Origin of the sequence: Paenibacillus pabuli (assembly GCF_039831995.1) — a bacterium.
Lineage (GTDB): Bacteria > Bacillota > Bacilli > Paenibacillales > Paenibacillaceae > Paenibacillus > Paenibacillus pabuli_C.
The window spans coordinates 1264720-1287495 of sequence record NZ_JBDOIO010000003.1 but is presented as its reverse complement, the minus strand read 5'-3'; the positions used below and the strand labels follow the sequence as shown (position 1 = coordinate 1287495).

At 46.8% G+C, this 22776-nt stretch carries 17 protein-coding genes; 14 read left to right on the top strand and 3 right to left on the bottom strand.

The genetic code is table 11. The annotated features are described in order from the left end of the window. Window positions 1-9 precede the first annotated feature (9 nt). From ABGV42_RS07785 to ABGV42_RS07775, 3 genes are all read left to right on the top strand, one after another. Complete coding sequence (locus ABGV42_RS07785) at window positions 10-762, top strand: TrmB family transcriptional regulator (protein ID WP_347381160.1); 753 nt, start codon at window positions 10-12, stop codon at window positions 760-762. Window positions 763-853: 91 nt separating this feature from the next. After that, entirely contained in the window at window positions 854-2017 is a 1164-nt protein-coding gene (locus ABGV42_RS07780) for an MFS transporter (protein ID WP_347381159.1), read from the top strand. Window positions 2018-2211: 194 nt separating this feature from the next. Continuing rightward, complete coding sequence (locus tag ABGV42_RS07775) at window positions 2212-3216, top strand: ROK family protein (protein WP_347381158.1); 1005 nt, start codon at window positions 2212-2214, stop codon at window positions 3214-3216. A 127-nt stretch (window positions 3217-3343) separates the two neighbouring features. On the opposite strand, the gene ABGV42_RS07770 is transcribed toward ABGV42_RS07775, so the two are convergent. Continuing rightward, window positions 3344-4777, bottom strand: coding sequence for a glycoside hydrolase family 1 protein (locus tag ABGV42_RS07770; protein WP_347381157.1), 1434 nt, complete (start codon window positions 4775-4777; stop codon window positions 3344-3346). Between the two features lie 157 nt (window positions 4778-4934). On the opposite strand from ABGV42_RS07770, the gene ABGV42_RS07765 reads away from it, so the two are divergent. The 3 genes from ABGV42_RS07765 (at window position 4935) to ABGV42_RS07755 (ending at window position 7187) form a co-directional block, all read left to right on the top strand. After that, complete coding sequence (locus ABGV42_RS07765) at window positions 4935-5903, top strand: LacI family DNA-binding transcriptional regulator (protein WP_347381156.1); 969 nt, start codon at window positions 4935-4937, stop codon at window positions 5901-5903. Between the two features lie 184 nt (window positions 5904-6087). Further along, complete coding sequence (locus tag ABGV42_RS07760) at window positions 6088-6381, top strand: DUF3817 domain-containing protein (RefSeq protein ID WP_347381155.1); 294 nt, start codon at window positions 6088-6090, stop codon at window positions 6379-6381. Window positions 6382-6581: 200 nt separating this feature from the next. Then, window positions 6582-7187 (top strand): pentapeptide repeat-containing protein, encoded by a 606-nt coding sequence (locus tag ABGV42_RS07755; protein ID WP_095287398.1) that lies wholly within the window; start codon window positions 6582-6584, stop codon window positions 7185-7187. A 118-nt stretch (window positions 7188-7305) separates the two neighbouring features. Here the strand turns inward: ABGV42_RS07755 and ABGV42_RS07750 are convergent, their stop codons facing one another. Then, window positions 7306-7455, bottom strand: coding sequence for a hypothetical protein (locus ABGV42_RS07750; protein WP_347381154.1), 150 nt, complete (start codon window positions 7453-7455; stop codon window positions 7306-7308). A 202-nt stretch (window positions 7456-7657) separates the two neighbouring features. Here ABGV42_RS07750 and ABGV42_RS07745 point away from each other — a divergent pair, with 202 nt between their 5' ends. The 6 genes from ABGV42_RS07745 to ABGV42_RS07720 all read left to right on the top strand — a co-directional run bounded on the left by ABGV42_RS07745 (window position 7658) and on the right by ABGV42_RS07720 (window position 14226). Beyond that, window positions 7658-7990, top strand: coding sequence for a thioredoxin family protein (locus ABGV42_RS07745; protein ID WP_347381153.1), 333 nt, complete (start codon window positions 7658-7660; stop codon window positions 7988-7990). 106 nt (window positions 7991-8096) lie between these two features. Then, the gene (locus tag ABGV42_RS07740; RefSeq protein WP_347381152.1) at window positions 8097-9119 is read left to right on the top strand and encodes a LacI family DNA-binding transcriptional regulator; all 1023 of its coding nucleotides are present in this window, start codon (window positions 8097-8099) and stop codon (window positions 9117-9119) included. Window positions 9120-9307: 188 nt separating this feature from the next. Then, window positions 9308-10231 carry an ABC transporter permease gene (locus tag ABGV42_RS07735; protein WP_347383172.1) on the top strand — a complete coding sequence of 308 codons (924 nt, stop codon included), beginning with the start codon at window positions 9308-9310 and terminating at the stop codon, window positions 10229-10231. A gap of 15 nt (window positions 10232-10246) precedes the next feature. Then, window positions 10247-11134, top strand: a complete 888-nt coding sequence (locus ABGV42_RS07730; RefSeq protein WP_347381151.1) for a carbohydrate ABC transporter permease — start codon at window positions 10247-10249, stop codon at window positions 11132-11134. Window positions 11135-11208: 74 nt separating this feature from the next. After that, window positions 11209-12852: a sugar ABC transporter substrate-binding protein gene (locus ABGV42_RS07725; protein ID WP_347381150.1), complete on the top strand. Its 1644-nt coding sequence runs from the start codon at window positions 11209-11211 to the stop codon at window positions 12850-12852. A gap of 21 nt (window positions 12853-12873) precedes the next feature. Further along, window positions 12874-14226: a glycoside hydrolase family 30 protein gene (locus tag ABGV42_RS07720; RefSeq protein ID WP_347381149.1), complete on the top strand. Its 1353-nt coding sequence runs from the start codon at window positions 12874-12876 to the stop codon at window positions 14224-14226. Between the two features lie 131 nt (window positions 14227-14357). Here ABGV42_RS07720 and ABGV42_RS07715 read toward each other — a convergent pair whose 3' ends face one another. After that, window positions 14358-15191 carry an AraC family transcriptional regulator gene (locus tag ABGV42_RS07715; protein WP_347381148.1) on the bottom strand — a complete coding sequence of 278 codons (834 nt, stop codon included), beginning with the start codon at window positions 15189-15191 and terminating at the stop codon, window positions 14358-14360. Window positions 15192-15312: 121 nt separating this feature from the next. Between ABGV42_RS07715 and ABGV42_RS07710 the strand changes: the two genes are divergently transcribed. Continuing rightward, window positions 15313-16770, top strand: a complete 1458-nt coding sequence (locus ABGV42_RS07710) for an alpha-L-fucosidase (protein ID WP_347381147.1) — start codon at window positions 15313-15315, stop codon at window positions 16768-16770. Window positions 16771-17433: 663 nt separating this feature from the next. Beyond that, window positions 17434-22656, top strand: a complete 5223-nt coding sequence (locus ABGV42_RS07705; RefSeq protein WP_347381146.1) for a S8 family serine peptidase — start codon at window positions 17434-17436, stop codon at window positions 22654-22656. Window positions 22657-22776: the final 120 nt, after the last annotated feature.

The window sequence follows — 22776 nt, the reverse complement described above, 5'->3', positions numbered from 1 at the left end:
GGTCCGTACATGTTGCAGAAATTTGGTTTTACGCAATACGAAAGTCAGGTGTATGAGGCGATCTTCGCTCAAGAGGAACCACTCGATGCATCATCCATTGTCAATTATTCTAATGTACCCAAAGCCAAAATCTACGAAGTATTAAATCGGCTTATCGATAAAGGAATTGTATTGACGACGATGCATGGCAAGAAAAAATTGTATACTGCCGTGGATCTCCAGTCCGTTATTTTGAAGATCAAAGCGGATTTTGAGAAGGATATTGAGGAATTGAACACCTATAAAATCAAACGAACATTTACGGATGAGCATATTTGGACTCTGAAGGATGAAACATCGATTGGTTCCAATATCGAGCAGCTGATGGCGGAGGCCGATTCATCGATTCTATTTCTGGCCTGGAATGAGAAGATGGAGAACTACCGTACGCTCTTGGAACAAAAGGAACAGCAAGGTGTGCATGTCGAGGTGTTATCGGTGGGAGGACTAGAGACATCCTTAACCCACAAGTACGCATTAATTCCCATCCTGGACAAGCTGGAACCATTGCAGCTGCTCATTGTAGACCATGCCTATCTGCTGTTCGCAGGGGTGGAACACGACTCCTGGAAAGCGATCAAAACCATGTCCAAGCCGATTGTGAAAGCGATGACGGATTATTTTTATCATGATATTGCTCTCACTCAAATCACCAAAAAATACGGAGATCAGCTGCTGCAGGATGAAGAAATATCCAAGCTGCTGGCCCGGTTGATTTATTAGAAAGCTATTCTTTTAGGGAATAGTTTTTTTTATTGAATTTTTATTCTTATTAGGTTACTATCGTAGTTGTAACTTTTGAGGAGGATTCAAAATGAACAAAAAAGTGTATTTGCTTGCGATTGCGGCTTTTGTGGTTGGAACCGTGGAGCTTATTTTAGGTGGTATTCTGGACCTGATCGCTGCAGATCTTCATTTGACCCTAGCGAAAGCCGGTTATTTAATTTCCATCTTTTCGTTGGTGTATGCCATATCTGCACCGATTCTGTTAAACGTAACAGCCAGATTTGAACGTAAAAAGGTATATATGTTCACGCTGCTGATCTTCCTGATCAGCAATCTCATTTCTGCTTTCAGTACCAACTTTTATATGCTAATGGCAGGCAGGGCACTTGGTGCTGCGACAGGCTCGCTCATTTTTGTATTGTCCATGACACTTGCTGCTCGCATTGTGGAGCCGCAGTACAAAGGACGCGCGGTAGGAATCATTACGATGGGGGGAAGCGCATCGCTCATTCTTGGGGTGCCGCTAGGAATTTTCGTGGGTAATTTGGGCGGATGGCGTGAAGTCTTTATTTTTATAGCGATTTTGACTGCACTTGTCATGGTAGCCATTGGTCTTGTCATGCAGCGGGTTCAGCCGGTGCCTGTCGTCTCTCTGAAGCGTCAGTTTGCTGCACTGTGGAATCCGAGGATGTTAGCGATTCATGCGACCACCTTATTGGTGCTGGCGGGTCATTTGACGTTATATGCGTATTTCACGCCATTTCTTCAGGAAACGATTGGTGCAAGTTCAACTATGGTTACCTTTATCTACATGATGTTTGGCATCGCGGCTGTTGCCGGTGGGGGACTTGGGGGCGTGTTATCGGACCGCCTGCATCCGGCAAAAGCCATCGTCATAGTGTTAATTCCTTTCATTGTGAGCATGGCTGTTATCCCATTCAGTGTTGAACTGCCTCTAATTGCGTTCCTCATCCTGCTGAGCATCTGGAGTGCCTTGAGCTGGACGGTTACGCCAGTGCAGAATAGTCTGATTATCAAAACTTCTCCAGAAGCAGCGGAATCACTGATCAGTACCAATTCGGGAATAGCCCACGCAGGGATTGCCCTCGGCACGTATGTTGGCGGGATGGTGATTGATCATTCCACCATTCTGTATAACGGTTGGGTAGGTTCGATTCTGATCCTTCTGGGATTGGCTACGGCCATATACGCGATTAGTCGCAAAGAACAATCGGTTCAGGCACCTGCATAATCATGGTATAAAAAGGGCACGCCAGTCTATCACCAGGGTAGATGGTGTGCTCTTTTTGGTAATCCATAAACCTGAAGAACTGCAGCATGGGGTTCATGTGAATGATTCATTATTTTACGCGGCCGTTTTTAATCACTTTCAAGATAATGTATAGTGGTTACAGTGACGTACGACATTTGGAGGCTGGAACGCTTATGAAAATAGCAAACGCTAATTTGATGAAAGAAATTAATATAAACAACGTGCGCCAAGTCATGAAACAGGTGGAGACAGCAACCAAGCCACAACTTGCGTCGTTAACGAAGTTGAGTGTGGTTACCGTGAATTCTCTGGTTAAAGAATTGTGTGAGTTAGGAGAACTCTACGAAGACGAGACGATTCCTTCCAATGGGGGCAGACCTGCGCTAACCTACCGTTACAATTATGATTTCAGCCGGGCTTTGGTGATCTATATCAATGACAAGCAGGGACAGGATGTCATTACGGCCACAGTCATCAATTTGGAGAACACCATTTTTCTGAAAGAAGTACATACATTGCCTGTATTTGACCAAACCCAATTTCTCGGGATCATTGAACCTATTCTCGCTCAGTATCCTTCCATCAAAGGCATTGGAATCGGGATTCCCGGACAAACGGTGAACGGAGAGATCACGGTAAGCAGTCATCAGCAGCTGAAGGGGTTCCGAATGGCTGAGGAGATTGAAGCGAGATTCGGACTGCCAGTCATGGTGGAAAATGACGTGAATGCTGCCGTTAGCGGTTATTGCTCCCAGCAGGAACTGGATGAGGGAAACAGCGTGATTGGTATTTATTTCCCAACGTATTATCCTCCGGGCATGGGCATTTACCTCAATGGGAAAGTCGTTAAAGGCAAGAACGGCATGGCTGGGGAAATTAAATTTCTCCCCTTGGAGATTGATTGGTACAGTCCAATGGAGTCGGAGGTGTTTGCTGAAACGGTATATAAAATTATTCAAACCGTAAATGCGGTTCTCGCGCCGGACCGAGTCGTTGTTTATCAGAGCCAGGTAGAACCAGAGGCGTTTATACGGGGCTGGGAGGCGTATCAAGCGGCGCAGCTCATGCCTGTTTTTCCTGATGTGATTTTAAATGAATCTTTTCAGGAACATTTTGAAGCGGGCATGCGGTGGTTAACCTTAAAAGCGCTTGAGCCTAACATCATTCAGATTACGTGAATCATTCATATAAGAAACCCCCAAACAGAACACAGATGTAGTCACCTCGTAGATGATGTACGGTGTGTGCATCTGTGTTTTCTGTATGGGGGCATAGTTACATCTGATTCATTTTAAAATGGAGCAATTACCGTTTAAGGCTTTTTCCGTTGGTTCCGATGACATCCTTATACCAGTGGAATGACTTTTTGCGGTAACGTTCCAATGTGCCTGATCCATCGTCATGACGATCCACATAGATATAACCATAACGTTTCTTCAATTGGGCAGACGAAGCGCTCACGACATCAATACATCCCCAGGACGTATAACCCATGACTTCAACGCCATCTTCAATGGCTTCACCAACCTGTACCAGGTGATCGTTCAAGTAATGAATCCGATAATCGTCTTCCACCGTTTTCTCGCCGTCCGGACCCGTAATAAGTTCATCAACTGCACCCAGGCCATTTTCCACGATAAACAGTGGGTTCTGGTAACGATCGTAAAACATGTTCAGAACATAACGCAGGCCCTGCGGGTCGATTTGCCATCCCCACTCACTAGCCGGGAGATAAGGGTTAGGTACACCGCCAAGCAGATTGCCTTCGCCTGAAACTTGTTTTTCCGGGTCAGCAGTCTGGCAGATGCTCATGTAATAACTGAAGGAAATGAAGTCGACGGTATGAAGCAGGAGTTCTTCGTCCCCGTTTTCCATCTTGATTTCAATGCCATTTTCCCGGAAGTAACGTTTCATGTATCCAGGATAACGACCTCTAACATGCACATCACCGAAGAAATAGTTGCTGTGTTCGAATTCCATCACCTTAATGATATCATCCGGATTCGGAGTGAGCGGGTAGGTTGGCATGCTTAGAATCATGCAGCCAATCTGTGCATCAGGGATAATCTCGTGACAGAGCTTCACCGCTGTAGCACTGGCTACAAGCTCATGGTGAATGGCTTGATACAGATCCTGTTTGCTGAGCTGATCCTTAGGAGTGTAGATGCCGCCGCTCATAAACGGGGCTTCCAAAATCGAATTGATTTCGTTGAATGTAAGCCAGTATTTTACTTTGTTTTTATACCGTTTAAATACAGTTGTAGCATAGCGCTCATAAAAGCCGACCATTCTACGGTTAACCCAGCCATCATATTCCTTGGACAGGTGAAGAGGCGTCTCGTAGTGGGACAGCGTTACCAGCGGTTCAATGCCATATTTATGACACTCGTCGAAGAGATCATCATAGAATTGCAGACCCTCTTCGTTAGGTTCCAGCTCATCCCCTTTTGGGAAAATGCGGGACCATGCGATGGAAGTACGGAACACTTTGAATCCCATTTCGGCGAACAATTTCACATCTTCTTTGTAACGGTGGTACAGATCGATACCAATCAGTTTCATGTTGTCTTCTGTCGGTTCTTCCGTAATCGGACCCATGATACCTCTAGGAGCTACGTCCTGTGTAGACAGCCCTTTGCCACCTTCATTATATGCACCTTCCGCCTGATTGGCTGCAATGGCACCGCCCCACAGGAAGTTATCCGGGAAATTAAATGTTTGAAGTTGAGAATTGCTCATGCGTATCGCTCCATTCTTCATCATTGTTTGTTAGATTCGCAGCACTGCACCAAAAAAGCTTAAACGTTGGAACGGGTTACACGTCAAGTTTTACTTTTCATCTTTGGATGAGGCATACTATAATTCAGCATAGGCAGTAGGCAAGAAAGGAGATCCGATGTCCAAATTCGATGAAATTATGAAGCTGTCGGGCTACTCGAAAGCAACGGTATCCAGAGTGATTAATCATTCTCCCCATGTAAGTCCCGAAGCACGTCAGAAAATTACGGAAATCATGAAACAACTTCATTATATTCCGAACCGCAATGCGATCTCGCTGTCTACCGGACAAACCAAACAGATTGGGATCGTTACATCCGCAACCAACGAGATTATACTGGCGTTTATGAACCAGTTCATTGATACTGCGATGGATTACGAGTTCCAGGTCCTGATTTACACCACGCGAGATGATGCAGAGATTGAACTGCAGGCATTCGAAGATTTGCGCAGTAAGCGGGTGGACGGGCTGGTGATTATGACCTGTGTGAATCCTCCCGAGAAACTGAAAGCTTATTGCGAGTATGGACCGATTGTTTCCTGGCAGCGTATGGGACAAGATGAGATCCCGTCGGTAGCGATGGACCAGGCCGAAGGGTACAGACTGGCGCTGGAGCACCTCGTCTCCAAAGGGTACACGCGAATTGCCAATGCCTTTGGCAGAGCCGAGAGCTTGAATACTCAGAGCCGGAGAGAAGCCTATGAATCCTTTATGGAGGAAAAGGGGCTTCCCGTGATGCGCGATGCGTATCAATATTCCGTGTTTACTTCTACAGATGGAGAACAAGCCATGCGCAGAATGGCCCAAGCTCCTGTGCTTCCGCAAGCCGTATTATGTTCTAATGATTACGCAGCAATCGGAATTTTGTGTGAAGCGCGCAATCAGCATATTCAGGTTCCTGAGCAGCTCGCCATTGTCGGGTTTGACGATATCGAATTGTCCCGCGTACTCGGTATAACAACTATACATAATCCGATCGCAGAACAGGCAACCCAGGCATTCCATCAACTGTGGGCCGTGCTGGGCAAACAGGAATTGCAATCTGAGCGTTTGTGTTATGAACTGATTGAGCGAGAAACGACTTGAACCGGCCGCGACTTTCGCGGCTTATTTTCATAGAACGGAGAGAGAGAGAGAGTTAACGAAGCCGATGCAGATTCAATAATTATTCAAATTTGAACCATTTTCGCATCCAAGCCATGCGTTATACTGAAGGTGAAGAACGTTACATAATTCACAAACCAGGATTGGAAAGGTGAGATGGAATCTGATGAGGACAGTAACAGGCCGATTTAAAATTGCGGGAATATGGGAAGGGGTGTCCTTGCTCATACTGGTTTTTATTGCCATGCCTTTGAAATATTTCGCGGATATATCTTCTCCGGTGACCATTATGGGCATGATTCACGGGATACTATTTCCGCTGTATCTTATTGCACTGGTACATTTGGCTGTTGTAAACAGGTGGAAGGCGGCACGCTGGTTTATGGGTGTTGTCGCTGGTTTGCTGCCATTTGGGACGTTTGGTTTTGAATCTTATTTGAAGAAGAGAGACTGGAAATAAACCTCATTCTCAGCATGGAAAAGGCGATCATCCTACTGTAAAGCTCAGTAGCAAGAGAGACGCCTTTTTTTGTTGTCTGTGTTTTTTACAAATTAAATATCTTGACTTCTACCATCACTTAGGCAGGTACTTGACAGGGGTGTGGTATAGTATAAAAAGTTTGGATTACTAGAATCAAGATGTAAAGTAGGAGGTTTACCGTGTACCAGTACAAGGACCAGGAATATGAAGCGGTGCATTTTGACGGGCACGACTTGAGATACGGGGAGCTGATGCGCTGTGTTTTCAAGCAGTGCACGTTTATGAATGCCTCCATGGAAGAGATTGAGACCAGCAATTGCCGGTTTATCGAATGTGACTTCAGAGGGGCGAGCATGAACGGGTCGTTTCATACAGAATCTGCTTTTGAGAACTGTACATTTAGCGGAGCTAACCTTTTTGTCTCCAAATTTACGTCCTGTAAAATGACCGGTTCTGATTTCTCGGGAGCACAGATGGATGGCGTTACCCTTATTCAAGGGGACTGGTCCTATACGAATCTGAGACACACGAAGCTGGGCAAACAGGATCTGCGGGGCATTCGCTTCTACGAAACGGATTTCTCGGATACAGATCTTGGAAAGGCGGATCTCAGAGATTGTGACATGACCCGAGCAACACTGAGCAGGGCCAAACTAATGGGAGCGGATCTGCGCGGAGCTAATCTGGAAGGCATTGATCTGAAATCCCTAGATGTCAAAGGTGCACGTATAGACACGGAACAGGCTGTATTGTTCATGCGTTCATATGGCGCAAAGGTAGATTAACAACAAATTAAAATGGACACAAACCCGTATGAATCTACAGGTTTGTGTCTATTTTAATGCTATCATAGAGCCAATTTCGTTATATGTAATCACTAAGAAGTTAGCTTTTGAGAATTTGTTAAAAAGTTACGAAGCGCTTATTTAACTGTACCCGTTTCTCGATCTGAAAGTAGGCTGAACCCGTTGTCAACCGAAGCTGCGGAGGCGGAAGCAGCGAATGAAGCGAACAGACAGAGGGCAGCGAGGAATAACATGCTTTTTTTTTCATAGATAAACCTCATTTCATTTAAGATAGTTATACTTATCCAGTGTAATCCAGATTGGGGTATTTTTGAAAGTGAAACTTTATGAATCATGGGATTCCGCCTGGTCATGAATAGATAATTCACTCCCTTGTGCATTTTATAAGTGCATGTAATCATGGTACACTCATACTTGCTATATCATTTTGGATTGATACGGAGGCGCAAATGAAAGAAATGCATGAGTTAACATCCATGGACATGGTTGATCCGTTTATCCAGCAGCATAACATGACTTTTCTGTATGTCTCCCGGAAGGAGTGCAGTGTGTGTCATGCCTTGCTGCCCAAGATCCGAGAGCTACTCCAGCCTTATCCTTCGATTGCTCTGGGACACATCGATGCGAATCAGGTGGAAGAAGTGGCATCAAGATTTCTCATTTTCACCGTTCCGATTATGCTTGTTCTGGTGGAGCAGAAAGAAGTGGTGCGGGCGGATCGGTTCGTTCGTCTGGATCGTTTGGCAGAACAATTGGAGCAGATTTACAGCTCATACGCATAAAAAAAGCAGAAAGCTTCAGCATTAAAAAATTAAAGTGTTGTGCTGAAAGCGGTTTTATGCTAATTTAACAATATAAAAACGTTTTTATAGTAAAGGACCAAATATTATGGCTAAGATTACGATTAAGGATGTTGCAAGAGAAGCCGGCGTGTCCATATCCACGGTTTCCAATGCCCTGAATGGTGTGGACGTACTGAATCCGGAGACCAAGTCTCATGTGCTGAAGGTGGCTGAGCGGTTAAATTACGTTCCCAATCTAAATGGCAAGCTGTTAAAATCCGGACAAACCAAAATGCTGGGATTCTTCACGACCAGTGTATCAGGCCCGTATTTTTACAAGCTGGTTGAGTCCATGTCCCGCGAGTGTGACCGTCTCGGATATGGGCTGAATGTATTTGTCACCAAGGATAAGCAGGTCATCATGAGCAATATCATGGGGCGACGTGTCGATGGTGTAATTATTTATGAAGAGCTGCGAATTGATGAGCAGGATATTCTGTCCATGCAAAAAGACAAGATCAAGGCAGTCTTCCTCGACCGTGTCTATCAGAGTGAGACAATGGGAAGCGTCATTTTCGACTCTTATGTGGCAGCATACGAAGCAACGAAGTACCTGATCTCACTTGGACACAAGAAGATTGCTTACATCTCCGGTGTGGATACGATGTTTGACAGCGTGCAGCGTAGAGACGGGTATCTGGCAGCTTTGCGTGAATACCAGCTTCCGGTGGATGATGATTATATCATTCAGGGTTATTTTGAGGAAGAGAGCACGTACAGTGCCATTAAGTCCTTTTTGCACCTGCATTCAAGCAAGCGCCCCGATGCATTTCTTGCGGGTAACGACCTGAGTGCGGTGGGCTGCATTCATGCATTGAAATCCGAAGGATACGAAGTTCCTCAAGATGTAAGCGTAGTAGGCTTTGACGATATTGATATCGCTCCGTATTTTTCACCGCCGCTCACGACGGTAAGGAATCAGATTGCAAGGCAAGGAATACTGGCCATTAACCAATTGGTTGGCATGATCAAGAAGAAAGAGCAGGGTGCAGCTCAAAAATTAGCGGGTGAACTCATCGTCAGAGGTTCAAGTCACGTAAAGATCGACCGGAATGATGTTTACGCATAGTTGTATAAGATCATTTCGGTCTTTTTTTAAATCATTGAAGCAGGCGAAGGGGGTTTTTATGCTTAAAAATAAAAACGTTTTTATAAGTATGGCAAGTCAGAGGGGAGCAATGGAACGTGAGTAAATTAGCTGTTGAGAAGGCAGCCGGTAATAGTCCGATTGGGCCCGGACACAAACACAAGAAACCGATGGGGCAGCGGGTTAGAGAATTCATCATCGATTATCGCAGACAGTGGGAAATCCAGTCGATGATTATACCCGGCATTATCTTTATGATTATTTTTTGTTACATTCCGATTTACGGTCTAACGATCGCTTTCAAGAATTACACGGTCATTGATACGCTCGCTACCGCACCATGGGTAGGCTTGGAGAATTTCAGAATCATACTGTCCGATAAGTATTTCTGGGACGCAGTTGTGAATACGCTGGGCATCAGTTTTCTCAAATTGGGAATCGGATTCGTCATTCCGATCATTCTGGCCATCATGATCTATGAACTGAACAGTGGACGGTTCAAGAAATTTGTGCAAACGGTTTCATATTTGCCGCACTTTTTGTCCTGGATCGTACTTGGCGGCATGCTCATCACCTGGTTCTCAACGACGGGGCTGTTCAATCAGATGCTGCTCAGTCTGGGCCTGATCTCGCAGCCGCAAAACATCCTGCTGGATGCCGGGAAGTACTGGTGGATTGCCACTTTATCGGATATATGGAAAGAGGCCGGCTGGGGGACCATCTTATATCTGGCGATTATGTCAAAGATCGATCCCACGTACTACGAAGCAGCCAAAATCGATGGCGCAAGCAGGCTTAGACAAATCTGGAACATCACGCTTCCGAACATGAGATCCATCATTAGCTTGAATCTGATTCTTACTGTAAGCGGTTTACTCGGCTCCAATCTGGATCAGACACTCGTCCTGATGAACTCGCAAAACCGTGAAAAAGCAGAAGTTATCAACTCTTATGTGTATCGTATGGGGATGTCTCAGGGCGACTTTTCGTATGCGACAGCGGTTGGACTCGGCGTCTCGATTGTTTCCGTCATTCTGCTGGTTACCGCAAACAAGATCACAAGCAAGCTGAACGATAATCAATCTGTGCTCTAGAAGGAGGCGTAAAGCGTGAATGGAAAGGTGGCAAAAGAAGATCTCGATAGCCGGGTCTTTGATACGCTGAATATTATTTTGTTGGCCATATGTACCATCATTATTGTGGTCCCACTCTGGAATGTGATCATCTCTTCCTTTAGTTCCGGCAGGGCTCTGGCGGAAGGCGGGTTTATCTTCTGGTCACCGGAGTTCTCATTGGAGAACTATCGGGCTGTATTTAATGATCCCAGCATCTGGCAAGCCTTCTTCATATCGGTTTCCAAAACGACAATTGGAGTAGTGACTCACGTATTTTTCTGTGCCATGGTTGGTTACGGTCTGAGCAAAAAATACATACGGGGCCGGAAGCTATATGTTGCCATGGGTGTTATCACCATGTTTTTCTCGGGCGGGATGATTCCAACATACCTGTTGATCAAATCACTCGGCCTGCTCAACAGCTTCTGGGTATACATTATTCCGGCGCTGTTCAGTTTCTATGATGTCGTCATTCTGATGAACTTCTTCCGGAACGTCCCGGATTCTCTGGAGGAGTCAGCTAAGATCGATGGCGCAGGAGACTGGCATATCTTCCTCAAAATCTTCATCCCGCTCTCCATGCCAGCAATGGCTACGATTGCGCTGTTCAATGGAGTGGGGCAGTGGAATGACTTTATGACAACCAAGTTGTACATTACGGACCAGTCTTTATATCCTCTGCAGATGATGTTATATGAGATCATTGTCCAATCCCAGACGCAATCCATGCAAAATATCGGAGGCTCGGCAGTGATTGAAACAACGACCAAAGGTGTGCAGCTTGCCACGATCGTCATTACCACATTGCCAATCGTGCTGATCTATCCCATCCTTCAGAGATATTTTATATCAGGAATGATGCTGGGTGCTGTCAAAGAGTAACGGCAACACAAGTTGGATTTACAAAGGTTTGAATGCTTTTCGAGGTACTCACCACATTCTGAGGAGGAATCTATATGTTGAACATGAAGAAAGCCATAGGTCAAACGGGAGTTAAATTGAGTGCAGCCCTGCTGACAGCAGTATTGCTGGTTACGGGATGCGGAGGAGGAGCGGGTGGCTCCGGAGAGGGGAACTGGGTGTCCATTGAAGATCGCTACACGGTTGATCCAGAGACGCCGGCATGGCAGCTGGACAAAAAAGAAGAGGTAACGGATCTAACCTGGTACGTCAACGCGGACTGGTGGAACACCGATTTTGGTAACGATATTGTCACGAAGAAAATCAAAGAGGACCTGAACATTAACATCAAATTCATAACGGGGGATGACACGAAATTAAATACCTTTTTTGCCGGTGGTGATATGCCGGACTTGCTGACTGTATTTGACTCCAACTCTCCAGTTGTGCAGAAGGCTGCAACCTGGGCACTGCCGCTGAATGATCTGGCAGAGAAATATGATCCTTATTTCAACAAGGTTGCTGCAGCAGATACCTTGAACTGGTTCCAGCTGGCTGATGGCAAGACCTACGGATATCCGAACTATTCCAACACACAAGCCGATTATGATAGCGGTAACATTCCAGCCAAAACAGCATTTATCATCCGCAAGGATGTGTATGAGGCGCTGGGAAGTCCAGTCATTGGAACGCCGGAAGAATTCCAGAGTGTAATGAAGCAGATCAAAGAGAAGTTTCCAACACTGACCCCGTTCGGATTTAACTCCATTGGAGAAGGTACAGGTTCGCTCGGAGATACGCTGCAGGATTTCATTGGTGTACCTCTGGAGAGCGAGAACGGCGAATTTTACGATCGCAATCTTGATGAGGACTATCTCGCTTGGCTGAAAACGCTGAACACCGTATACAGAGATGGCAATATCAGTGATGACAGTTTTGCGGATGACGGCACGGCGTTCGAGGAAAAAGTGAAATCGGGAAAATATGCAACGATGCTGCTGGACGGCACACCACAGCAAGGAGGCAATCTTCAAATTTACATGAGTGCTAACCCGGGCAAGGAGTATATTGCGATTGACGGTCCGCAGAGTACCAAAGGCAATGCTCCGACGCTGAATCAATCCGGTATAACGGGCTGGATGATCAACTTTATTTCCAAGGACAGCAAGGATCCGGCCAAAGCCATTCAGATCTTCACGTATCTACTCAGCGAAGAGGGGCAGACGCTGATGAACTACGGTATCGAAGGTGAAACCTACCAGACCCAAGCGGACGGTACGGTTGAATTACTGCCAGCGGTGAAGGACCTGCAGCTCAACAATGCGGATAAGTTCAAAAAGGATTATCGCATGGGCGAATTCATGTTCTTCGGTCATGATCGTCACAAAGCGTTAAGTGCGGATGCTTTTCCTGAGTCGATTAAACAAATGCAGGAATGGGGCAAAGGCAAGCTGAAACCTCATTTTATTCTGGAAAATATCAATCCTGATCAGGGAACGCAGGAAGCGCGTGCCTTGTCTGCCATCAACACGAAATGGAATTCGACTCTGGTAAGTATGGTTCGAGCGAAGGATGATGCTGCTTTTGACAGTGCACTTGCCGCTTACAAGTCATTTTTGGATGAAAATCGCTGGGATGAGATCGTGAAGGTCCGCAGTGAGAAGATGAAACAGAATAAAGAGAAATTAGGCATCCAATAAAAGAAATCCGGAGGAGATTAGATGAGCCGATTCAAGATCTATCAATCTACAGGAGAACATGAACTGTTTGAGCCTGTATCAGAGCAACAATTGAAACCGCTTAAAGCGGGCAAAGAAACGATCGAAGTCAACCTGGATGATCAGCAAACTTTTCAGGAGATGGATGGTTTCGGAGCTTCATTTACCGATTCGTCTGCCTATCTGATTCATCAGATATTGAGCGAAGAACAGAGAGAGGAGCTCATGATCAGGCTGTTCCATCCTGAGGATGGTATCGGGTTGTCGGTCATTCGCAATCCAATGGGCGCTTCGGATTATGCGCGAACGGTATACAGCTATAATGATCTGCCTGAAGGGGAAACCGATCCGGATCTCACCCGTTTCAGTATTGCGCATGATGAGGAGGATGTAATTCCCTTGACCAAGAAGGCGCTCGAATTAAATCCGGATCTGAAGCTGTTTCTTTCGCCTTGGAGTGCACCGGGGTGGATGAAAACGAGCGGATCGATGATTACGGGACAATTGAAGCATGAGTATTATCCGGTGTACGCCGAATATTTTGCCAAAACCATCAAAGCGTACGCGGAGCATGGACTGACCGTACATGCGGTGACACCGCAGAATGAGGCATTGTATGAACCGGGCCATTATCCAGGCATGTTGATGCCAGCGGAAGCACAGGCGGATTTTATCAAAAACCATCTCAAACCTGCCTTTGTCAGCCAAGGCATTCAAACCAAAATTCTCTGTTATGATCACAACTGGAATGAGCCGGGGTATCCACTTACGGTGCTGGAGCAGGCAGGAGAGGAAGTTGACGGCGTTGCCTGGCACTGGTACGGGGGGGAAGCAACGGCTCAAACGAAGGTGCATCAGGCGCACACCGGCAAGGAAGTACATTTCACAGAGGGTTCAGGAGGAGAATGGATTCCCCCATTCGAGCAAGCCTTCTCCAACGTCATGCGTACGGGGATTCAGATTTTGCGAAACTACAGCAAGTCTTTTGTACTCTGGAATATGGCGCTTGATGAAAACAACGGGCCGACCGTACCGGGCTTTGGTCGCAGTACTTGTCGGGGAATCGTGCAGGTGAATCAGCAAACGGGCGAGCTTGCGTATACTTTGGATTATTATGCCTTGGCTCATTTTAGCGCCATCATTCGCCCGCAGGCCGTTCGTATTGAATCCAATTCCAGTCACGAATTCATATCTAATGTTGCCTTCCGTAATCAGGATGGTTCAATTGCCGTAGTGCTCTTCAATGATGGGGAGGCGTCTGAAAATATTCAACTGAAGCTTCACAAGGATGAGCTCTTGACTTTGACAATGGAGCCGCATAGCGCATGGTCTATTTTGATTCCCAATCCATTCTGAGAACAGAGAAAAGCCGATATGCAGAGTTAACATCTCTGCGTACCGGCTTTTTGCGTAATTCCTCAAACGAGGTATGAAACGTACAGATAGAAAAGTCCTTTGAACTCCTGCAACAGGCTATTTACTGGTTTTTACGTTGCCAATAGTGTCGTTTGTTTGCGGAATTCAGTCGGGGTTAATCCGGTATGCTTCTTGAACAGCCTTGAAAAATAATACAAATCGCGAAATCCGAGATGTTCGGCAATCATGGTAATGGTGTTCGGCGTACAGCTGAGCAGCTCCTTGGCCTTGTCCACTTTTTTACCCGTGATGTAGTGTATGGGCGGCATGCCAACCTGCTGCTTGAAGAAACGAATGAAATAGTTCGGGTGCATATAAGCGATCCGCGCCAGATCCTGAACCGTAATGTTTTCTTCGATATGGGCATCGATATAGGCCAGTATGGCAGACATTTTCTCCATGACGGGTATATTCAAATACGTGATCTGCTCCAGATCCAGATTCATCAGGTAGTGGGAGATAAGCTCCATCAGTTTGCTCTTGGCCATCATGTGAGCGTACACTTCACCTGATCTGGCATGCAGAAGAATATGATTGAAGATTTCATTGATCAACTCAGGGCGTTCAATGGAACAGAAATGGGGGAACCTCAGGATCTGAAAGAGATTGATTCCCCCGACCTTTGCACTGAAATGACACCAGTACTTCAGAAAAGGCTGATCGCTAATGACCGAGTAGGATTGAGTGACCCCCTCAGGCATCAAAAAAAGCTGTCCAGGTACAGGGTAGTATTCCTGATCCCCAATCTTTAACCAACCTTCTCCTTCGCTGATCCAATAAAATTTGCTGTAGTCAGGAGTATAATCTAGATCGCGCCAGTCGGCATCGCACCGATTGTAGTTGACCATGAACAATTCCACTTGCAGGTTGGACAGGTAGTTCGTAAGCAGCGTCTGATGATTCATGTGCTTATCTCCTTACAAGGTTATTATTGTGCATCCAAAAGTTAGTGTTCTGCATGTCTATCCCTTCATCCTACCGCTACAATACAAGGGAACAGAATAACGAAAGGGATGAGAACAGAGTATGGACCATACCGAATATTTGCAAAAGATTGAAGCCACCATTGCTGAAGGGCGATTCAAGGATAACTGGAACTCGCTTAGTGCTTATCAGGTTCCGGATTGGTACAGGAGTGCAAAGTTTGGCATTTTCATTCACTGGGGACTGTATTCCATTCCGGCTTATGATAGTGAGTGGTACTCACGTAATATGTATATCCAGGGTTCCAAAGCTCATGAACATCATCTTGAAGTATATGGACACCCGAAGGATTTTGGATATAAGGATTTCATTCCCATGTTTCGCGCGGAAAAGTTCGATGCAGACGAATGGGCGGCGCTGTTTAAAAAGGCTGGGGCCAGATACGTGATGCCTGTCGCTGAACACCATGACGGATTTCAAATGTATAAAAGCTCCATTTCCCACTATAACACAGTTGAAATGGGACCCAAACGGGATCTTCTGGGGGAGATGAAGACCGCTTATGAGAATCAGGGCCTGACACTGTGCGTATCCTCGCACCGGGCAGAGCACTGGTTTTTCATGTCCCACGGGAAGGAATTTGAATCGGATATTCAGGAGCCCCTCACTCGCGGAGATTTCTACTGGCCAGCCATGCCTGAACCGGATCATCATGATCTGTATGGGTCGCCTCCTTCCAAGGAGTTTCTGGAGGACTGGCTGGTTCGCTGCTGTGAGCTGGTTGATCAGTATCAGCCTCGGGTCTTTTATTTTGATTGGTGGATTCAGACCGCAGCCTTCAAGCCCTATCTGAAAAAATTCAGCGCGTATTACTACAACAAAGCGGAAGAGTGGGGATTTCCTGTAGTCATTAACTACAAACATGATGCGTTTGTACTGGGGTGTGCCGTTCCCGACGTGGAACGAGGACAGTTTGCCGATCTCAAACCCTACTACTGGCAAACCGATACGGCCGTCGCCAAAAACTCCTGGTGCTACACGGAAAATAACAACTACAAAACAGCAAATGAAATCATCAGGGATATGGTCGACATTGTGAGCAAAAACGGCAATCTGCTGCTGAACGTTGGACCCAAGGCGGACGGCAGCATCCCGGATGAAGACCGGGATATTCTGTTAGCCATAGGGGAGTGGCTCGGAGTGAACGGAGAGGCGATCTATGATACGACCTTTTGGCGTATTTACGGTGAAGGCCCGACAGAAGTGAAGGAAGGTCAATTCACAGACGGGGATACCAAGACTTTTACAAGTGAAGATATTCGTTTTACGGTAAAAGAAAGCAATCTCTACGCTACGGTTCTTGTCTATCCGGACAACGGAGAGGTTCGTATTCAAGCCTTGAAGGAGAATTCACATCATTTTCACGGAATCATAAAGAGCATTGAGATATTGGGATTTGAGGAACGACCTCAATGGGGGAGAACAGCCGATGCGCTGACGATTACAACGACAAATGTGAAGAGCGAATCGCCTGTCGTATTTAAGATTGAAATGGACTAAGAGAAGGATGGAGCCGGCAGCATTGCCGGTTCTTTTTGTTGTTCCAATGATTATCCCATAGGTTGTTCCAATTATCACAGTTATCTGTTACAGAGCAAGTCGTAGTTATAAAGACACGATTTGAATCTAACTCGATTTCAATTGTGCATAATTGCGAAAATTAGATTGCAAGTTAGAGAGACATCAGACATATAAAAGCATTAAAAAGGCTTATTTTCTATAATTTTCTAGAAAAGTGCTTGTACATATCATATTGTGGCGATATACTATTCCATAAAAATCCAATTAAATTGCAATTTGGTTATTCTATGTAATTTAAAGAGATTCCTACATCACTCCAACGAATCGCAAATGAATGTTACATTCACTCCCTGGCAAGCTTTCTGCTAACGCTCGTGATTACCCTCCTATATGAATGCTTATAGACATTCACTCTCATGATTAAGCCCTTAAATCTTCCATTTCTAAACTTCTAAGACTTACAATCTGCTGCTACCGTTTCGTATCGCCTGTGTAACCAGACCTTTAAAGGAGGTGAGGCTTTATGTAATGACCCTGGCGTCTATTGGTGTCCGCAAAAGGCCATAATTCCATTTTGATTTTGATCGAGAAGGGCATAAGCACCAGAATAATCCAAAAACCGGGTAAAAGGAGTGGAAAAGTTTGATAAAGATTAATCGGTTACGCAAGCCCATCTCTATGGGCCTCTCGCTTCTCCTTGCATTTTCAATTGTACATCCGGTTTCAGCTGAAAACTCCACATCACAAAAAATCGACATGAAATCAAGCCTGGCCAAGGTTTCGACATCCAAAGTCAACGCGAAGTTGAGCAAACAGTTTGAGGATAGCGACTATGTTACCTATCTCGTGAAAATGAAGGAACAGGTGGACACGTCAGCGGTCTCGAAACAGGCCATGGAAAAGGCGACCATCGAGAAACAGACGGCTTCAGCGACCAAGCTGTCCGTACGGAATTCGGTTGTCAGCTCTCTGCGGGAAACGGCTTCGCGGACGCAGTATACGCTGGAAAGCTATCTTGAGAAGGAAATTGACCAGGGCAAGGTCAAAGAATATAAAAGTTATTTTATCGTCAATTCACTCGCCGTAACGAGTACCAAGGAAGTCATGGAACAGATTGCTCTGCTGCCAGAAGTAGAGAAAGTTCTCCCTAACGAAACGCGTTACTTGCAAAAAGCTGAGGTAAACAAAGAAACCGCAACTGCGGCTCCAGCTGCAGATCCTGCGAAAACGGCAGCCAAAGAAGATGCAGCAGATGCCAAGAACTCGGCATCCGCAGCAAAGGATAACCTGGCAACAGAAAATGTCGAATGGAATATCGATTATATCAATGCACCCGCAGTTTGGGAGAGAGGAATCGATGGTACAGGCATCGTCGTTGCCAACTTGGATAGTGGGGTTGATTACAATCATCCAGCTCTTCGCAGCAAATGGAGAGGAATCGATGCATCTGGCAATATCGTTGATCCGGAGCTTAGCTGGTATGATCCACATAGTAACGCTTCCCTGCCTGCGGATGAAGACGGGCATGGTACACATACGATGGGAACCATGGTGGGTTCAGAAGAAGATGGAAGCAATCAGATCGGTGTTGCTCCAGGTGCCAAATGGATCGGTGTGCGGATATTCAATCCGGAAACCACAGATGCCATTATCCTGGACGGTGGGCAATGGCTGATTGCCCCCGTGGATGCCGAAGGCAACCTTCACCCTGAACTCGCGCCGGATGTTGTCAACAACTCCTGGGGGGGTGGCGCAGGACTGGACGAGTGGTTCCGGCCCATGGTACAAGCCTGGCGCGATGCACAGATTTTCCCTGAGTTTTCGGCAGGTAATGTGAGATTAACGAATCCTGGTGGCCCGGGTTCAGTTGCGAACCCAGCGAATTATCCAGAAAGCTTCGCCACAGGCGCAACGGATATTAACGGAAATCTGGCTTCCTTCTCACTTCTGGGTCCATCTCCGTATGATGAGATTAAGCCGGAAGTCTCAGCACCAGGTGTCAATATCCGATCCGCTGTTCCAGGCGGAGTGTACGAGGGCGGCTGGGATGGAACGTCCATGGCTGGTCCTCATACGACAGCACTTGCTGCATTACTGCTCCAGGCGAATCATTCCCTGACCGTGGATCAGCTGGAACAGATCATTATGGATACAGCAACACCGCGCACGGACAGTCAATATCCAACATCGCCCAACAACGGTTATGGGCATGGTATCATCAATGCCTTGGATGCTGTAGGTTCCGTGCTTGAAGGCATAGGAACCGTATCGGGACGGGTAATTACCGCAGGAGATGATCTGGAAGAACCGGTACTTGAACATACGCCTGTGAATTCAGCTTTTACCGGACTCGATATTCCGCTGACGGCTCATGTAACGGATAATGTGGGTGTGGTCTCCGTAGAGGCGTTTGCCAAAACGACAGGAACAAGCCAGTACGTCTATCTGCCGATGAGCCGCATAGCGGGTGACAGCAAGGATGGAACCTATTCCGCTACTATTCCGGCATTCTTGATTGAACCTGAAGGCGTGGAATATTATATCCGGGTTAACGATTATGGCAACAACGGATTCGACAGCCAGGTGTATAAAGTGGCCGTTTCCAATGGGGTTCAGCCTGGATATGTTCAGGATTTTGAAGAAGATCAGCTGGGCTTCACGACAGGCGGCACAGGAAGCACATGGACTTGGGGTGCGCCGATCAGCGGACCTGGCAGTGCAGCCTCCGGAGAGAAGGTCATTGCCACCAACCTGGATGGTACGTACGCAGCGAATAGCAATGCCTATTTGCTCGCACCACCTATTGATCTCACCGAAAGTCCTGAAGGAGCATTAGTTTCGTTCAAACACTGGTTTGACCTTGAAAGCAATATTGACTTCGGCAAGGTATACATCGCGACGGAAGACAGTGACTATGTGTTTGAAGAACTGTTAAGCTTTACGGGCACAGGCGGGGATTGGAAAACGCAGTATGTGGACCTGCGTGATTATGCAGGACAACAGGTGTTCATCCAGTTTAATCTGACCAGTGACAACTCTGTACAGAAGGCAGGCTGGTATATCGATGACTTTTCGGTACAATCACCGGATGATATCGCTCCCGGGTCACCTGCAGAGTTGAGTGCTACTGCTGACATTTTGGGTAATGTGGCGCTGTCCTGGAATGGACCTGACGATGAAGATCTGGAGTCCTATGTCGTCTATCGTTCGACAACTTCGGGTGCCGAATACGAGGCAATTGGAAATACAAGAGCAACAACATTTACGGATACGGCTACCGTGACGGATGCCACTTACTATTACACTGTTGCAGCTCTGGATTATAGCGGCAATGAAAGCGAAAAATCGAACGAGGTATCCATTTCGGTTGAGGTGCCGGAAGACATCTACGTCGACCATTTTGACGGAAGTGACGATAATGGCTGGACGCACTCGGGAACGAAGGATGAATGGGAACGCGGTGTTCCAGTCAATGGACCTGCGAGTGCTGTTTCTCCGCCAAATGTATGGGCAACCGATCTGGACAATACGTATGAGAACGGTTCGAACTATTCGCTGGTATCGCCAGTTGTGAATTTGACGGATACCAATGATGCCACCCTGACATTCAACCACTGGTATGAAATTGAGGGCGGATATGATTTTGGCTATGTGGAAGCTTCATCAGACGGCGGAAGCACATGGTCCGAACTGGGCAAGTTCTCTCATAGTTCTAACGGCAAGCAATGGACACCGGTATTTTACGATCTGAGTGCGCTGACTGGAAACGAAGTTCAATTCCGATTCCGTCTGACCTCGGATAGCAGTGTGGTCAAGACAGGTTGGTATATTGACGATGTCCGCATTTTGAGTATTGCTCCGGAGACGGTAACACAGGATATTTCGGTAGCGCTCAGCAGTGACAAGCCAAAACCGGATTATGACAATTCCTGGTACAAAGTTACACGAACCGATAAGGCCGAATTCAATCAATCCAAACAGCAGCAGCCTGAAGCCCAGAAACCTGAAGCAGGTTCTGTTAATCCGCAAAGCCTGCCTGCCAGTGCAACGGTTACGGTGATTGAAACCGGACGTTCGGTGAAAACAGATCCATCCACAGGGAAATACAGCTTCACGCATGTGGCGGGTGATTATACATTAAAAGCGGAGGCTTACGGTTATTATCCGCGCACACAAGCAGTAACCATCACCGATGGTAGTGGTGCAAAAGCCAATTTCAATCTGGAAGCTATACCTCATGGTTCGATTGAAGGTATAGTTACCGACGAGCGGACAGGCGAACCTCTGGCTGATGCTTCAGTTCTGGTACTGGAGGATGCCCAGGTAGGTGAGGTTCGCACCGGGGCAGACGGCAGTTTTGTACTGGATGTGCTGGAAGGAAGTTATACGGTCTCCGTCAGAGCTGCAGATTATTACAGCAAAACGATTAATGTGACGGTACCCGGGAATGGCACAGCCGATGCGAGTGTGGCATTGAAGCCATTTATCGGTTTCCCTGGGGAAATCGCATATGATGACGGTACAGCGGAGAATGCGAGAGCTTTTGTAGCGGCTGACAATGCCTGGGCCGTGCGAATGACACCTGAGCAAGCTACAGCTCAAGTAACAGGTGCATCGTTCCGCTTCTGGAACACAGAATGGCCTGTACCTGGTGGAACCGCATTTCAATATGCCGTCTATGATGCTTCCGGAGCAGATGGAGCACCTGGACGTTTGCTGGCAGGACCGTTTGACGGGACAGCACTGCGCAACGATCAGTGGACCAGCGTTGAATTCCCTGAACCAGTCATCGCGAGCGGAGATTTCTATATCGTATATGTACAATCCGTGGCTGGAACAAGCGCACCGGGACTGGCTACTGATGAGAACGGCACGAATGCCGGGCGAACCTGGCAGCGCGTAAGCGGCGTGTGGAGTACAGCACCGGCAGAAGAAGGCAACTATATGATTCGTGCGGTGGTGAGATATCCGGTAAACGCACCAGTCATTACGGCACCGACCAACACCTACACGAATAAACCGACCTTCACCGTGTCAGGTACTTCTCCGGCAAACGGAGCTCAGATCAAAATTTACAATGGCAAAGATGCAGCAGGGACAACAACGGTAAGCAACGGAACGTTCAAGTTTGAAGCCAAACTTCGTTCAGGGGTCAATGCCTTTACTGCAGAGGCAGTAATCGACGGGAAAGTAACGGACCGCTCGCTTCCCGTTGTCATTATTCAGGATCAAACGCCGCCGCAGTTAACTCTTCTTACGCCTGAGGAAGGAAGCCGAACCAACGCAGAAGTGGTGCATGTTACGGGCAGCGCAGTGGATCAATTCCTCAACAAGGTTACGGTAAACGGCGAGACAGTCAGGCTGGAGAGAGACCGAAGCTTCAGTCATCGTATTCTCGTCAATGAAGGCGAGAACACAATTACGGTTATTGCGACGGACGTCGCGGGCAATAAAACGACGGTAACCCGTAAGGTTTATGTGGAAACAACATTGCCTGAGTTGACCAATATTGCACCTGCCGAGGATGTGCGAATTGTGTCGGGAGAAACCGTAACGGTTTCCTTCGACAGTGCTCCAGGCCTGCAGGCAGCATTCCGAATCCAGCTGCCGCTGAATCTAAATGCTGAAGGCAGATCGGAGATTCCACTGGTGGAAACAGAGCCTGGTCATTATACGGGCACATATACCACACCTTCCTCATTAGTCCTTGAGGGAGGAGTCATTGTCATTCGTGTTCAGGACGCAGCAGGGAACAAAATCGAGACTGAAGCACCAGGCCGGTTATACGTAACTGCCGGGGAAGAGAACAACCCGGAACCGGAACCAGAACCGGAACCACCTACCGAAGAGAATTTGCTTCCTTAAATCTGAGATGGATTCATGAGTCAGAAACCATTTATTGAATCAAGACCAGGTGCCATGCATTTGCATGAACACCTGGTCTTTTTTTAGATTTTCATGACAAGCCATTGAACCTCAACGTTA